Annotated in this window: 14 protein-coding genes; 9 read left to right on the forward strand and 5 right to left on the reverse strand. The window is 71.2% G+C overall.

Annotated elements, in window-relative coordinates:
* Positions 1–2: 2 nt before the first annotated feature.
* The gene (locus ABR738_RS28690) at positions 3–947 is read right to left on the reverse strand and encodes a LysR family transcriptional regulator (protein WP_350232840.1); all 945 of its coding nucleotides are present in this window, start codon (positions 945–947) and stop codon (positions 3–5) included.
* A gap of 92 nt (positions 948–1,039) precedes the next feature.
* On the opposite strand from ABR738_RS28690, the gene ABR738_RS28695 reads away from it, so the two are divergent.
* From ABR738_RS28695 to ABR738_RS28710, 4 genes are all read left to right on the forward strand, one after another.
* Positions 1,040–2,479 (forward strand): MFS transporter, encoded by a 1,440-nt coding sequence (locus ABR738_RS28695; protein WP_350232841.1) that lies wholly within the window; start codon positions 1,040–1,042, stop codon positions 2,477–2,479.
* 191 nt (positions 2,480–2,670) lie between these two features.
* Positions 2,671–2,799, forward strand: a complete 129-nt coding sequence (locus ABR738_RS28700) for a hypothetical protein (protein ID WP_350232842.1) — start codon at positions 2,671–2,673, stop codon at positions 2,797–2,799.
* Between the two features lie 211 nt (positions 2,800–3,010).
* Positions 3,011–4,060, forward strand: coding sequence for a 3-isopropylmalate dehydrogenase (locus tag ABR738_RS28705; RefSeq protein WP_350232843.1), 1,050 nt, complete (start codon positions 3,011–3,013; stop codon positions 4,058–4,060).
* Positions 4,061–4,293: 233 nt separating this feature from the next.
* Positions 4,294–5,394, forward strand: coding sequence for a branched-chain amino acid aminotransferase (locus tag ABR738_RS28710; protein ID WP_350232844.1), 1,101 nt, complete (start codon positions 4,294–4,296; stop codon positions 5,392–5,394).
* 13 nt (positions 5,395–5,407) lie between these two features.
* Here the strand turns inward: ABR738_RS28710 and ABR738_RS28715 are convergent, their stop codons facing one another.
* Positions 5,408–6,844, reverse strand: coding sequence for a cytosine permease (locus tag ABR738_RS28715; protein WP_350232845.1), 1,437 nt, complete (start codon positions 6,842–6,844; stop codon positions 5,408–5,410).
* A gap of 127 nt (positions 6,845–6,971) precedes the next feature.
* Between ABR738_RS28715 and ureA the strand changes: the two genes are divergently transcribed.
* From ureA to ABR738_RS28730, 3 genes are read left to right on the forward strand one after another with little or no spacing between them, the layout of a single operon-like run.
* Positions 6,972–7,676: an urease subunit gamma gene (gene ureA, locus ABR738_RS28720; RefSeq protein ID WP_350232846.1), complete on the forward strand. Its 705-nt coding sequence runs from the start codon at positions 6,972–6,974 to the stop codon at positions 7,674–7,676.
* Positions 7,676–9,358: an urease subunit alpha gene (locus ABR738_RS28725; RefSeq protein ID WP_350232847.1), complete on the forward strand. Its 1,683-nt coding sequence runs from the start codon at positions 7,676–7,678 to the stop codon at positions 9,356–9,358. The genes ureA and ABR738_RS28725 overlap by 1 nt, the downstream gene beginning before the upstream one ends.
* Before the next feature lie 11 nt (positions 9,359–9,369).
* Positions 9,370–10,407, forward strand: a complete 1,038-nt coding sequence (locus ABR738_RS28730; protein ID WP_350232848.1) for an agmatine deiminase family protein — start codon at positions 9,370–9,372, stop codon at positions 10,405–10,407.
* A 62-nt stretch (positions 10,408–10,469) separates the two neighbouring features.
* Here ABR738_RS28730 and ABR738_RS28735 read toward each other — a convergent pair whose 3' ends face one another.
* From ABR738_RS28735 to ABR738_RS28745, 3 genes are all read right to left on the reverse strand, one after another.
* Positions 10,470–10,637, reverse strand: a complete 168-nt coding sequence (locus ABR738_RS28735) for a hypothetical protein (RefSeq protein ID WP_350232849.1) — start codon at positions 10,635–10,637, stop codon at positions 10,470–10,472.
* 199 nt (positions 10,638–10,836) lie between these two features.
* Positions 10,837–11,187, reverse strand: a complete 351-nt coding sequence (locus tag ABR738_RS28740) for a hypothetical protein (protein ID WP_350232850.1) — start codon at positions 11,185–11,187, stop codon at positions 10,837–10,839.
* 149 nt (positions 11,188–11,336) lie between these two features.
* The gene (locus ABR738_RS28745; protein ID WP_350232851.1) at positions 11,337–12,551 is read right to left on the reverse strand and encodes a helix-turn-helix domain-containing protein; all 1,215 of its coding nucleotides are present in this window, start codon (positions 12,549–12,551) and stop codon (positions 11,337–11,339) included.
* 131 nt (positions 12,552–12,682) lie between these two features.
* On the opposite strand from ABR738_RS28745, the gene ABR738_RS28750 reads away from it, so the two are divergent.
* Positions 12,683–13,354: an HAD family hydrolase gene (locus ABR738_RS28750; RefSeq protein WP_350232852.1), complete on the forward strand. Its 672-nt coding sequence runs from the start codon at positions 12,683–12,685 to the stop codon at positions 13,352–13,354.
* A gap of 110 nt (positions 13,355–13,464) precedes the next feature.
* Positions 13,465–13,911 carry a hypothetical protein gene (locus ABR738_RS28755; RefSeq protein WP_350232853.1) on the forward strand — a complete coding sequence of 149 codons (447 nt, stop codon included), beginning with the start codon at positions 13,465–13,467 and terminating at the stop codon, positions 13,909–13,911.
* Positions 13,912–13,961: the final 50 nt, after the last annotated feature.

The following is a 13,961-nucleotide window of genomic DNA, read 5'->3' on the forward strand; positions in this document are numbered from 1 at the left end:
CGTTATGCCGCGCCGGTGGCCGGCCCGGACGCGGGAGCCGGATCATCCCGGCCCAGGTCCGCGACGATCTCCGTGAGCACTCCTCGCAGCCACCGCTGCGCCGGGTCCGCGTCCACCCGCATGTGCCAGGCCTGCGTGAACCGGCTGGCCGGAAGGTCGAGGGGGATGTCCAGGACGGCGAGCGGCATCGCCCGGGCCGCCTCCAGGGCGAAGAGGCGGGGCACAAGCGCGAGGGCGTCGGAGCGCAGCGCGAAGAAGCAGGCCGCCGTGTACGTGGGCACGGTGGCCAGTACGTCGCGGGTCAGGCCGAGTCGGGCGAGATGCTGGTCGACCACGCCGCGCACCCGGCCGCGCCGGGTGACGGTGATGTGGGGGAGCGCGGCGAACCGCTCGGGCGTCAACCGCTCCCGTGCGTAGGGCCCGTCCGCGCGCACCACCGCCGCGTAGCCGTACGCGCCCAGGGGCGCGCTGCGAATGTCGTGCGGCAGTTCGCCCATCTGTCCGACGTCCAGATCGATGAAGTCCCGCAGGTCCGCCGGGTTCTCGTCGCCCTCCGGCAGGATGCGAAGGCGTACGCCGGGCGCGTCCCGCAGCACCCGCGCCGTCAGGGCCGGGCCGAAGATCACGGCCACCCCGTCATTGGTGCGGATGGTGAACTCCCGTGACAGCGTGGCCAGTTCGAGCGGGGGCGGAGGGCGCAGGGCGGCCACGGCCGATGCGAGGGCCGCCTCGACGCGGGGCCGCAGCTCGTGGGCGCGCGGCGTCAGGGCCAGGCCGCGCCCGGACGGCACGAGCAGGTCGTCGCCCACCACCCGGCGCAGCCGCCCCAGGGTCCGGCTCATCGCGGACGGCGAGACGCGCATCTCGGCGGCGGCCCCCGCCACGCTGCCGGCCCGCAACAGGGCGTCGAGGGAGGGCAGCAGATTCATGTCGGGCAGCTGAGGCATGCCAAGAGTATGGGCCACTGATGCACCTGACGCACGCCTCGGGTGCGCAATCGGACCTTGTGTGCAGCAATGGCTCCCACCACGCTGAACCCATGGTTGACACCCGACAGCGCGCCACCGCCCTGCTCGTCGCCGGCTGCTTCTTCATGGAGATGCTGGACGGCACCATCGTGGCCACCGCCGCCCCGCGGATGGCGGCCTCCCTCGCCACCACGCCCACCTCCGTGGGCCTGGTCATCACCGTCTATCTGCTGACCCTTGCCGTGCTCATACCGCTCAGCGGCTGGCTCACCGCCCGCTACGGCGCCCGGCGGATCTTCCTGAGCGCCATCGCCCTGTTCACCCTTGCCTCGGTCGGCTGCGCCCTGAGCGGGAGCCTTGGGATGCTGGTGGCGATGCGGGTCGCGCAGGGCGCGGGGGGCGCGATGATGGTCCCGGTCGGCCGGCTGCTGGTCCTCGGCACCACCGCGAGGACCGACCTCCCCAGGATCATGGCGTACATCGTGTGGCCGGGGCTGCTCGCGCCCGTGGTCGCGCCGCTGCTCGGCGGAGTGCTCACCACGTACGCCACCTGGCACTGGATCTTCCTGGTCAACATCCCGCTCGGGGCCCTCGCGTTCGCGTTCGCCCGGCGCCTGGTGACGGCCGGGCCCACCACCGCCCCGCCGCCGCTCGACCTGCCGGGCGTGCTGCTCGGCTGCACCGGGCTCGCCGCCCTGACGTGGGCCGCCCACCTGGTCGCCGAGCCGGGCAGCGGCTGGGTGACGCCTGCCTGGCTCGCCGCGCTCGCCCTTCTCGTCCTCGCCGCCGCCGGACGCCATCTGCTGCGCACCGCCCACCCGTTGGTGAACCTGCGCACCCTGGACGTGGTGACGTTCCGGGCCAGTGTGAGCGGCGGCTCGCTCTTCTGGATCGTCGTCGGCTCCATGCCGTTCCTGCTGCCCCTGCTCTTCCAGGAGGTGTTCGGGTGGAGCGCGGTGAAATCCGGCGCGGTGGTGCTGTTCGTCTTCGTCGGCAACATCGGCATCAAGCCCGCGACCACGCCGCTGCTCAACCGCTTCGGATTCCGCCCGCTGCTGCTCGTCTCGGCCGTCGGGCTCGCACTCGCCGTCGCCGGCTGCGCGCTGCTCGGCGCCACCACCCCGCTTCCCGTGACCGCCGCCCTCGTGACGCTCGGCGGCGCCGCCCGCTCGCTCGGTCTGACCTGCTACTCCACCATCGCGTTCAGTGACATGGCACCCGAACGGCTGCGGGACGCCAACGCGCTGTCCGCGACGGCCAACCAACTCGCCGGGGGCCTCGCGGTGGCCGTCGCGACCGTCGCGCTGCGCCTGGGCGGCGCGCTCCTCGATACCCCCTCCGGCGCCTACGCGACGGCGTTCTGCCTGCTCGGCGCGGTCTGTCTGGCCCCCGCCCTCGGTGCGCTGCGGCTGCGCGGGGACGCCGGGGACGCGGTGCGTACCCGGCCCGGACGGCCGTCCCGGCCGGCGTCGTCGAAGGTGACCGTCTCAGATAGTAGGAAGTCCGAGTAATTGTGCAGACAGACTCCGGTGGACGGCTTAGCTTTGTAGGAGCCGAACGTCTCGCTGATCAAGCGAAGGGCGGTCGTGAGCGCAGTGCCCCCAGACAGGCAACCCCTGTGGCCGTGCTCCCCGCCCCTTCCGGCACCTCACTGCATCCCCCGGGCCTGCCCCGGCCCTCCCAGCAGAGGAGTCGAATCCCCATGGTCAAGCAGTCCACCCGCCGAGTCCGCCACTCGTCGCGCAGCAGCGAGTCCGACCGCAAGAACGCGGCAGCCGCCCTCCAGCGCGCGCTCGACCGCCGGGACAACGGCGGCGCGACGGGCCACTGAGCCCGCCCTCCGCGCCCGGCACCCCGGCCACCCGGTTCGCGTGCCCGCCCGACCGCCCCGTACGGCGGCCGGGCGAGCGCACGTCACCCCCCGCCGTCCGCGATGAGCCGTACGCCCGCCCCGTCGTCCACCGCGCTCGGCAGCCACCGAGGCCTGTCCACACTGTGGACAGACGGGTGTCAAAGCTTGGGACGGCCAGTAGGGTTCCCCCATGTCGGCAAGTTCTCGCAGCATCAATCTCGCAGTGATCCCCGGTGACGGCATCGGCCAAGAGGTCGTGGCCCAGGGCCTGAAGGTTCTCCGAGCCGTCCTTCCGCAGGACGTGAAGCTGGAGACCAAGGAGTTCGACTTCGGCGCGCGGCGCTACCACGCCACCGGTGAAACCCTCACCGACGCCGATGTCGCCGCCCTCAAGCAGCACGACGCGATCCTCCTCGGCGCGATCGGTGACCCCACGGTCCCCTCCGGCGTCCTGGAGCGCGGCTTCCTGCTGAAGCTCCGCTTCCTCTTCGACCACTACGTCAACCTCCGCCCCAGCAGGCTGCTCCCCGGCGTCGCGACCCCGCTCGCCGGCCAGCCCGAGATCGATTTCGTCGTCGTGCGCGAGGGCACCGAGGGCCCCTATACGGGCAACGGCGGCTCCATCCGCACGGGCACCCCGCACGAGGTCGCCACCGAGGTCTCGGTCAACACCGCCTTCGGTGTCGAGCGCGTGGTGCGCGACGCCTTCGCCCGCGCCCAGGCCCGCCCGCGCAAGAAGCTGACGCTGGTCCACAAGAACAACGTCCTGGCCTACGCCGGTCATCTGTGGACCAACATCTTCAACGAGGTGGCCAAGGAGTTCCCCGACGTCACCACCGACTACCTGCACGTCGACGCGGCGACGATCTTCCTCGTCACCGACCCCGGACGCTTCGACGTGATCGTCACCGACAACCTCTTCGGCGACATCATCACCGACCTCGCGGCTGCCGTCTCCGGCGGCATCGGCGTCGCGGCCTCGGGCAACATCAACCCGAGCGGCGCCTTCCCTTCGATGTTCGAGCCGGTGCACGGCTCCGCGCCGGACATCGCGGGCCAGGGCAAGGCCGACCCCTCGGCCACGATCCTGTCCGTCGCGCTGCTCCTGCGTCACCTCGGGTACGAGGACGAGGCGGCCCGGATCGAGAGCGCCGTCTCCGAGGACCTCGCCGGCCGCGGCGCCGCGGTTCGCACCACGGACGAGATCGGCGACGCGCTCGCCGCGCGCGTAGCCGGCTAGCCCCGGCGCACCACACGACAGCCGCCGGGCGCCTTTCGCACCCGGCGGCTTTTCGCATGCTGCCACCGGGTGACACCATCGAACCCGGACCGCACCTCACACCGTTATGTCCAAGCCCGGCCAAGAGCGATAATCGGACGAGGGCCGCGACATGCGGAGCAGCTCAGTCGTCCAGCACAGGCAGCGGCGTGAGCGCGGTCCGTCACTATCCACCGGTGAAGGACACAGCACTCATGACGACGCCCACGATCGAGCTCAAGCCCACCTCGCACCCGCTGTCCGACGCGGAGCGCGAGGCGATTCTGGCCAGCCCCGGTTTCGGCCGCCACTTCACCGACAACATGGTGACGGTCCGCTGGACCGAGGGCCGTGGCTGGCACGACGCCCAGCTCGTGCCGTACGCCCCGCTGTCGATGGACCCGGCGAACATGACGCTGCACTACGCGCAGACGATCTTCGAAGGACTCAAGGCCTACCGCCAGCCCGACGGCACGGTCGCCACGTTCCGCCCCGAGGCCAACGCCGAGCGCTTCCAGAACTCCGCCCGCCGCATCGCGATGCCGGCGCTTCCCACCGACTTGTTCATCGCCGCCTGTGACGCGCTGATCCAGCAGGACAAGGCGTGGGTCCCGTCCTCCGGCGAGGCCTCGCTCTACCTGCGCCCCTTCATGATCGCGACCGAGGTCGGCCTCGGCGTGAAGCCGGCCAACGAGTACCTGTTCATCGTGATCGCCTCCCCGGCCGGCGCCTACTTCCCCGGCGGCGTGAAGCCCGTCTCGGTCTGGCTGTCGGAGGAGTACGTGCGGGCCGTCAAGGGCGGCACCGGCGCCGCGAAGACCGGCGGCAACTACGCGGCGTCCCTGGTCGCCCAGGCCGAGGCCGCCCAGCACGGCTGCGACCAGGTGGTCTGGCTCGACGCCGTCGAGCACCGCTGGATCGAGGAGATGGGCGGCATGAACCTGTACTTCGTGTACGGCCAGAAAGATGGAACGCAGCAGATCGTGACGCCGGAGCTGACCGGTTCGCTGCTGCCCGGCATCACCCGCGACTCGCTTCTGAAGATCGCCCGCGACCTCGGGTACGAGGCCGTCGAGGGCCGGATCTCCACGGAGGACTGGAAGCGGGACAACGAGAACGGCACCCTGACCGAGGTGTTCGCCTGCGGTACGGCCGCCGTCATCACCCCGGTCGGCTCGGTGAAGTCCACCCGCCACAACTGGACGCAGGGAGACGGTGAGCCGGGCGAGGTCACGATGAAGCTCCGCAAGGCGCTGCTCGACCTCCAGACCGGCGCGGCCCCGGACCCCCACGGCTGGATGCACCCGCTGGGTTAGGGGCCTTGGGCGCTCAGCTCTCGGCCAGGGCTGCCTCGGACTCCACGTCCGGGGCAGCCCTTTCGGCTGTGCGGGGACGCGCCGTCAGGCCCAGGTAGGCCAGGCCGCCCACCACGCCCGACAGCAGGAAGCTGCAATCGACGCCACCGGTCCAACTCAGGATCGGTCCCTGGTAGTTGGGCAGGGACACCGCCAGCAGGCCGACGCCCGCGCCGAGCGCCCAGGACACCACCGCGCGCGGGTTCCAGCCGGCCCGGTACCAGTAGACGCCGCCCCGTGAGCGGCGGTTGAAGACCTGGAGGGCGTCCGCGTCGTAGACGCCGCGACAGCGTACGAAGCCGATCAACGTGATCACCGCCCAGGGCGTGCCGATCGCCGTGAGCAGCAGCACGAACGAGGTCATCGCGGCCTGCGCGTCCCACGCGAAGTGCCCCGCGAACACGCACACCGTGGCCACGCCCGCCACCGCGAACGTCGCCTGGGTGCGCGAGGCGCGCGGCAGGATCGCGTCGAGGTCCAGGCCCATCGAGTAGAGCATCAGACCCGCGTTGCCGACCGAGCCCGCCGATGCGGAGAGCAGCAGCGGCACCAGGTACCAGCCGGGGGCGGCCGAGACCAGGGGCCCCGCGTAATCGGTGGCCGCGCGGGCCGCGTACGCGGTGAACGTGCCGAAGAGCTGCGGTACGAGAAGCCCCGCCGTCAGGCCGAGCCAGGTGGCGTGCAGGACGCGGCGCGGGCGGTGGCGGTTCGGTGAGATGTAGCGCGTGTAGTCACCCAGCAGCGTGATGAACGCGATCGGGCCGCTCAGCCCCGCCGCCACCAGCGCGAACAACCAGGTCGGCCAGAACGAGCCGAGCAGATAACCCCCGGCGCCCGGCAGCGCGGCGGTGGTGAAGTGGGGTGCGTACGCGGCGATTCCGACCACGAGCAGCGCCGTCATGACCACGGCCAGGACGCGCGAGAGGCGCAGCAGTACCCGGTAGCCGTACACCGCGCCGATGACGGTGGCCCCGGCGAGCAGCGCGTACACGATGCCGTACGAGACGCCGCCGGCGGGCAGGCCGAACAGGCGGTGCAGGACGCCGGTCATGGCGTCCCCGCCGATCCACACGGTCAGGGCGGTGTAGCCGAGCGAGAGCAGCAGACCCACGACCGATCCCACCAGCCGTCCCCGTACGCCGAATTGGGCGCCCGAGGAGGTCGACAGGTTGGTGGCCGTCCGCAGGGACACCAGCGCGAGCGGCGCGGTGAGCAGGGTGCCGGCCACCGTTCCCGCGACCACGGCGCTGACCGAGGCCCACCAGCCGAGGCCGAAGGAGACCGGCAGCCAGCCGAAGATGATCACCCCGAGACAGAGGTTCGAGCCGAGCAGGATCGAGACGAGATCGCGGGGCCCGCTGGTGCGTTCCGCTTCCGGGACCGTATCGACTCCGCGCTGTTCTATGGGCATGCCGGGGCCTCTCACTCTCGGGGGGTTTGAGTGGCGCTCAATGTGACTCATGCCAAGCGGTGCCGTCAATCCTTCCTGTCGCGGAAATCTCTGGTTAGAGTGTCGTTCAAACAGGAGGTGTGGTGCTGTGCGACTGACCCCGACGGAGCGTGACCGGCTGCTGCTGTTCGGTGCCGCCGAGCTGGCCCGATCCCGCAGGGCCCGTGGGCTGAGGCTGAACGTGCCGGAGGCGACCGCGCTGATCGCGGACACCGTCTGCGAGGCGGCCCGGGACGGCAGGCGGCTCGCCGAGGCCATCGAGGCGGCCCGGTCCGTGCTCGGCCCCGACGACGTGCTGCCCGGCGTGTCCGACGTGGTCACCGAGGTCCACGTCGAGGCCGTCTTCGACGACGGCTCCCGGCTCGCGGTGGTCTGCGACCCCATCGGCGGCACGGCCGGCGTGGACGCCCCCGGCGCGCTGCTGCCCGGCGCGGGATACCCCGAGACCGCCCCCGAGGTGCTGGTGCGCGTGACCAACACGGCCACCGTGCCGATCTCGGTCACCTCGCACTTCCACTTCTTCGAGGCCAACCCCCGGCTCGACTTCGACCGCGCCGCCGCCTACGGCATGCGGCTGTGCGTCCCGGCCGGCTCCTCGGTGCGGTTCGGGCCCGGCGAGAGCGCCGAGGCCGGGCTCGTACCGATCGGCGGCGACCGGATCGCGATCGGTTTCGCCGGCCTGGTCGACGGGCCGCTGGACGCGCCGGGCGCCAAGGCGGAAGCCCTGCGCAGGGCCGCCGCCTGCGGATACCTGGGAGCCGGCGCGCGCGAGCCGCGAGAGGGAGAGAAGTGATGGACCCGTACGAGTACGCCTCCGTGCACGGCCCCCGCACCGGGGACCGGATCCGGCTCGGGGACTCGGGCCTGACCGTCCGGGTCGAGTCCGACTCCCAGGCGCCGGGGAACGAGTTCCTGGCCGGCTTCGGCAAGACGGCCCGCGACGGACTGCACCTGAAGGCCGCCGCCGTGCGCGACACGTGCGACGTCGTCATCAGCAACGTCGTCGTGATCGACGCGGTGCAGGGAATCCGCAAGGTGTCCATCGGCATCCGCGAGGGCCGGATCTGCTCGGTCGGGCGGGCCGGCAACCCCGACACGCTCGACGGCGTGGACGTGGTCGTCGGCACCGGCACCTCGATCGTCTCCGGCGAGGGGCTGATCGCGACCGCCGGAGCCGTCGACCCCCATGTGCACCTGCTGTCCCCGCGCATCATGGAGGCCTCGCTCGCCTCCGGCGTCACCACGATCATCGGCCAGGAGTTCGGCCCGGTCTGGGGCGTCGGCGTCAACTCGCCCTGGGCGCTGCGGGGCGCCTTCGCCGCGTTCGACGCGTGGCCGGTCAACATCGGCTTCCTCGGCCGGGGCTCGTCCTCCCACGGCGCCCCGCTGGTGGAGGCGCTGGCCGAGGGCGGCGCCTGCGGCTTCAAGGTCCACGAGGACATGGGCGCGCACACCCGGGCGCTCGACACCGCCCTGCGCGTCGCGGAGGACCACGACGTCCAAGTCGCCCTGCACAGCGACGGGTTGAACGAATGCCTCACCGTCGAGGACACCCTGAAAGTCCTGGAAGGCCGCACCATCCACGCCTTCCACATCGAGGGCTGCGGCGGCGGCCACGTCCCCAACGTCCTGAAGATGGCCGGCGTCCCGAACGTCATCGGCTCCTCGACCAACCCCACCCTCCCCTTCGGCCGGGACGCGGTCGCCGAGCACTACGGAATGATCGTCTCGGTCCACGACCTCAAGACCGACCTGCCGGGCGACGCGGCGATGGCCCGCGACCGCATCCGCGCGGGGACGATGGGCGCCGAGGACGTGCTGCACGACCTGGGCGCGATCGGCATCACCTCGTCCGACGCGCAGGGCATGGGCCGCGCGGGCGAGACCGTACGGCGTACGTTCGCGATGGCCGGCAAGATGAAGGCCGAGCTCGGCCCCCTGGAGGGCGACGGGCCCGGCGACGACAACGCGCGCGTCCTGCGCTACATCGCCAAGCTCACCATCAACCCGGCCATCGCGCACGGCCTCTCGCACGAGATCGGCTCCATCGAGCCCGGCAAGATGGCCGACATCGTGCTGTGGCGCCCGGCCTACTTCGGCGCCAAGCCGCAGATGGTCCTCAAGTCCGGTTTCCCGGCCTGGGGCGTCACCGGCGACCCCAACGCGGCGACCGACACCTGCGAACCGCTCGTGCTGGGCCCGCTGTTCGGCGGGCACGGCGCCACGCCTGCCGAGCTGTCCGTCGCGTTCGTGGCGCGGGCCGCCGTCGAGCAGGGCGGCGACACGCTGCCCACCCGCCGCCGCCGGGTCGCCGTCCGCGGCACCAGGGGCATCGGCCCCGCCGACCTCCTCCTCAACTCCCGTACCGGAGCGGTGGGAGTGGACGGCGCCACCGGCCTCGTCACCCTCGACGGCGACCCGCTGCGCTCCGAACCGGCCGACTCCGTCTCCCTCAACCGCCTCTACTTCCTGTAAGGACCACCCTGATGTCTGCTGCCGCCGACGGCTTCCGCATGCCCGCCGAGTGGACTCCGCACGAGCGGACCTGGATGGCGTGGCCCGGCCCCAACGTCACCTTCCCCAACGAGGCCGAACTCGCCCAGTCCCGTGCCGCCTGGGCCTCGGTCGCCCGCGCGGTACGCCGCTTCGAGCCGGTCACCATGGTGGTCGGCCCCGGCCAGGCCGAGGGCGCCCGCGCGCTGCTCGGCCCGGACATCGACCTCGTCGAGCGCGAACTCGACGACGCGTGGATGCGGGACATCGGGCCCACCTTCCTCACCGACGGCAAGGGTCAACTGGCCGCCGTGGACTGGACGTTCAACGGGTGGGGCGCGCAGGACTGGGCGACCTGGGAGCACGACGCGAAGATCGGCGCGCACGTCTCGGATCTGGCGGGGGCGCGCACGTACACCTCGCGCCTGGTCAACGAGGGCGGCGCCATCCACGTGGACGGCGAGGGCACGGTGCTGCTCACCGAGACCGTGCAGCTCGGCCCCGAGCGCAACCCCGACTGGACCCGCGAGGAGGTCGAGACGGAGATCCACGCCATGCTCGGCACCCGCAAGGCCATCTGGCTGCGGCGCGGCCTGACCGCCGACTACCCTCCGCACGGCTACGGCACGCTCGGCCACGTCGACATCGTGGCCGCGTTCGCCCGCCCCGGCGTGGTGGTCGCCCACACCCAGCCCGACCCGGCCCACCCCGACCACGAGCTCTGCAAGGAGAACGTGGCGCTGCTGCGCGCCCAGAAGGACGCGCGGGGCCGCTCGTTGGAGGTCGTCGAAATCCCCGCCCCGACCGTCGTCCAGGACGACCACGGCTGGGTCGACTACTCCTACATCAACCACTACCTGTGCAACGGCGGCGTGATCCTGTGCGCCTTCGACGACCCGCGCGACGAGAACGCGGCGGGGATCTTCCGCCGCCTCTTCCCGGAGCGGACGGTGACGCTTGTGGACGCGCGGACGATTTTCGCGGGCGGGGGAGGTATCCACTGCATCACCCAGCAGCAGCCGAGGGTGTAGGCCCTTCCGGCGCGCGGGTGCCTCTGCCCTCACCGGCGGGGGTGCGACGGGCGCTTCCGCCGTCACCGGCGGGGTCGGCACGCCGGGTCACCCTTGACGTGCCGGAAGTCGTCCGCCCGAGCCCCACTGGGCGCGCCGAGCCGGCTGGGGCCGCCGACCTTGATGGCCGCGCCTTCGATGGGGCGGTCGCAGTAGAGGCAGAACTTGGTGCCAGTCATGCCCAGGGTCATGTCTCCTCCTTGGCGGTCGGTTGGTGGCAGCAGCAGGCGCAGGTCAGCTTCTGGAACGGGACCCCACCGGCGCGGCCACGCACCTCCAGCGGTCCGGGGCAGAGGAGGTGCCCCTCGCTCCAGCCCTCCTTGTCGGCCACTCTGCACTCAGGCGTGATGTACGGCGGACGGTCAACGGCCGACGAGATCTTGGTAAAGTTCACGACGCCTCACTGTTCGGCGCCAGCCCGACGGCGGCGAGAGCTGCCTGGAGAGCTGCGGTTCCGGTGTGCTGGACGAACCCGCCGACGGGCGGCAGAAGCCAGTAGGGGCCCGGCTGCGCTTCCTTGAGGGAAGGCGGCAGCATGACGTAGGTCGCTGTGCTGAACGCGATGGACTGTGGGAGGCTCCAGCCGACGGTGGTGCCAGCTGGGACGAAGAAGCAGAGGACCGGGTCCGTGCGCCGGGGATCCACCGTCACCGACCCGGGACGGTTGAGGAGTTCGAGGGCCCGAAGGGCATAGAGGCGGCTGACCATGACGGCGTCCCAGTCGACGCCGGCCCGGGTCAAACGGGCACCTTGGGTGCTGGGCTGGGTGGGGGCAGGTCCACGGTTCACGGTCATCGTCTGCTCCGGTTCCTTCACGGGTGTGGAGTGAAGGTAGGGGCACAATGGGGCCGTTACCCGAACTGGGAGTTCCGGTGATCGGGGAGTTCGGGTCAGGTGATGTGGAGGCGTTCGGCGAGGCTGTCGACCTGGCGGCGGTAGGTGGGTCGCGCGCGTTTACGCAGGTCCGCGATGAGGGTGATCGCCGTCGCGCTGCGTGCGAGATCCTCGGCCGAGAGTTCCTCCAAGGCGAGGAGATGGACGAGGACGGCTGCGTCGTCCCGGCGCATGGCGTAGCAGCAGGCCACTTCCAGAGTGAAGGTGAACTGCCGCTCCCGGCTGGGTAGGACGCCGATGTCGACTTCGTCGGCGACTCGTAGCGCTTCGGCTGATTCGCCGGCCAGCATTTCGATGCTGAGGGCGTGCAGGCCAACGTTGGTGGGTCCGAAGGCGGTGTACTGCACGTTGCCTTTCCCGGCCTTCTTCGCGAGAGGGGCGGCTTTCGCCGCGAGGCGTTCGCGGGCGTTCCACCACTGGTGGCGGCGGGCTGCGGCGACGATAGCGACGAGTTCCAGGGCGCCTTGGATGGCGTCGCTCTGCGGGGTCTTGGTCTCGCGGTTGAGGCGGTCGATGGCGTCGAGCGCGATGTCGGCGGCTTCTTCGACGGCGTCGTTACGGGGGTCGGAGAGCAGGACGTGGCCGAGGTTCCATGACGCTGCGGCGATGCGGACAGGATCGTCTGCATCTTCGGCGGCTCGGATGGCCCGGTCGGCGACCATCAAAGACAGGTCGAGGCGGCCGGTGCGTCGGCAGTAGGAGCGGAGCAGCCCGTAGAGATCGGCGGCGGTGCGCAGGACGTCGCGCCGGGCTTCCGGGTCGTTGCCGGCGCGGTGGACGCGTACCGCGTGTTCGACGTCCTCGATGAGGGCGGGCAGTACGGCGGCGATTTTGGTGAAGCGGGTCTGCGAGGTCTGCCAGATCCGCCAGGCCTGTTCCACGCGTTCGCGCAGCACTGCGGGCTCGGCGGGCTGACTGGGGCGTGCCGAGCTGAAGCCCATGAGGGCGCGGGCGACTGCGGGTTCGGCGGTGAGGGGAGCCGATGGGTTGGGCGGGGTGTGTTCGGTGAGGAGGGCGGCGACGGGTACGCCGAGTTCTGCGGCCAGGCGGGAGAGGACGGCGGCGGAAGGCACGCGTGCGCCGTTCTCGATGAGGGACAGATAGCGCTCGCTGATGCCGCACAGGCCGGCGATCGCGGCCTGGGTACGGTTGCCGTTCGCGGTGCGGTAGTACGCGATCCGCCCACCGACCGGGAGTCTCGGTGAGTCCATGTCGAGCCGTTCCCTTCCCGCATGATGCGTGTTGCGCCAGCCTAGGACGGTGGCGGCTCTGTGCGCACTGTGTGTCCGTTTGTGGGCAGGCTCGTTACCACGCTGGATTCGGGCAGTTGGGGAGGCGGGGCATGCGACTGGTGTTGTGGGACATCGACCACACGTTGATCTCGACGCGTGGAGTGGGGCGGGAGTTGTCGGCGGCGGCGTTCCGTCAGGCCACGGGTCAGGAGATGCGCGAGCAGGCGAAGATCGATGGGATTACAGAGCCGGTGATCTTCCGGGAGACCGCGAAGCTGCACGGGTTGGCCACCGGTCGGCAGGAGTTCGAAGCGTTCGCCAAAGCCCTGACCGAGGAGCATCTGGCGCGTTCGGGTGAGCTGCGCGAACGCGGGCATGCGCTGGCCGGTGCCGCCGCGGCACTGGCTGCCCTTGATGCTGCCGACGTGACACAGACGGTCGTGTCTGGCAACGTGCGTGCTGTTTCTGAGATCAAGCTGGCGGTGTTCGGGCTCGACCGCCACATCCGCTGGGAACTCGGGGCTTACGGCGAAGACGACGACGAGCGCGCCCGCTTGGTTCAGCTCGCGCTGGAGCGCTCCGGCGTCGCGGCTGGGGACGCGGTGCTGATCGGGGACACGCCGGCCGATGTCGAAGCGGGTCTCGCCAACGGAGTGCGAGTCATCGCCGTGGCGACGGGGAGCAGCAGCGAGGACGAGCTGCGCGGTGCCGGACCGTTCATGGTCCTACCCGATCTGTCTGATACGCGGCATCTGGTGAGGTCGATCTCCGATGGGTCGTAAGACATGCCGATAGTCACCACTCCGGGTCCCATGGAGCGCTGCCGGCTGGTGCGCACCGCTGACTTGGTGGCGGTGCCCCCGATGGGGTGGTCGCAGCTGAGGCAGACTTAATGCGGGCGGTGGCCATCACCGGGACACGTGCGACCGAGCACCGTCCCCGGTGCGACTACGGCGCCCTCTTCGTGACCTACCTGGCTCCGTTCGCGGACGGGCACTTCTACCTGGGCGGGGCCCGAGGCATCGACAGCTTGGCGCTGGCCTGGCTGGCCGAGAACACCGACGCGCGCCTCACCGTCGTGGTGCCCGGCACTGCCGCCCAGCAGCCCGCCGAAGCGTGCCGGGCCATCGCCCTGGCCGGGCGACGCATCGGGGACATCGTCGAACTCGGTGCGGCGGAACTGGGCCGCGCCGCCTACCACGCGCGGAACAGGTGGATGGTCGACCACGCCTCCCTGACCATCGGATTCCCGCACTCCATCGTGCCCTCCACCGGCACATGGCAGACCCTCGACTACACGGCGGAGCAGGGCAAGCCCCGCCTGGTCGTGCCGGTGTGACCGGGCGAGGGGTTGGGTCTCGCGTGTCGGCGCTCGCCGAGTCGTGCGGC

The sequence above is a fragment of the Streptomyces sp. Edi4 genome (genome assembly GCF_040253615.1).
Classification (GTDB): domain Bacteria; phylum Actinomycetota; class Actinomycetes; order Streptomycetales; family Streptomycetaceae; genus Streptomyces.